This is a genomic window from Collinsella sp. AF05-9 (assembly GCF_003465595.1).
In the GTDB taxonomy this organism is placed as follows: Bacteria; Actinomycetota; Coriobacteriia; order Coriobacteriales; family Coriobacteriaceae; genus Collinsella.
Window position 1 is genome coordinate 1 of sequence record NZ_QSBB01000083.1, and the last position, 691, is coordinate 691.

The following is a 691-nucleotide window of genomic DNA, read 5'->3' on the forward strand; positions in this document are numbered from 1 at the left end:
GCGTGGGGTCCTCGGCGAGGACGGCGCGAGGCGCGCCTTCGGCGCCGTGCTCACCGACAACGGGAGCGAGTTCGCCGACGAGGGCGCCATCGCGGCGCTGATCGGCGAGCGGGACGGCGAGACCAGGCTCTTCTACTGCGACCCCCGGCAGAGCCAGCAGAAGGGCGCGTGCGAGAAGAACCACGTGGAGATCAGGAAGCTGCTGCCCAAGGGCGCCGGGGCCAGGTTCGACCGGCTGACGGCGGCGGACTGCGCGCTGCTCATGTCGCAGGTGAACTCCGAGCCGAGGGGGGCGCTCGGGTTCCTGACGCCGGCGCGCGTGCTGCGGATGGCCCTCGGGGAGGACGCCTCCGCCCTCATGGACGCGTTCGGGATAGAGGAGCTGGCGCCCGGCGAGCTCGACCTCACGCCCGGCTGCATCGACAGGGCCAGGGCCGCGAGGGGCGAGGGGCCGCTGGCGGGATAGGCGGCGGGCCGGGACATGGGCCGGAAGGCCCGTTGCGCTGAGTCCGGAACGGCTGCGCGGCGGGCTGGCGGAGCATGCGGCGGCGGCATGGGGGCACCGGCCTCCATAGCCTCTCCACCTGCGGAAACGGTGCGACGGCCAGGTGCCGGGAGCTATTCCCGCGTTGCGCTAGCTGCGGAAACGCGGGGCCCGTTCAGGCTGTTGCGTTGAGATTGAAAATCAACC

General features: G+C 72.5%; 1 pseudogene. It reads left to right on the forward strand.

Annotation, left to right across the window (positions count from 1 at the left end):
• Positions 1-466 (forward strand): annotated as a pseudogene (locus DWV43_RS10010) (IS30 family transposase); the annotation flags it as partial.
• Positions 467-691: the final 225 nt, after the last annotated feature.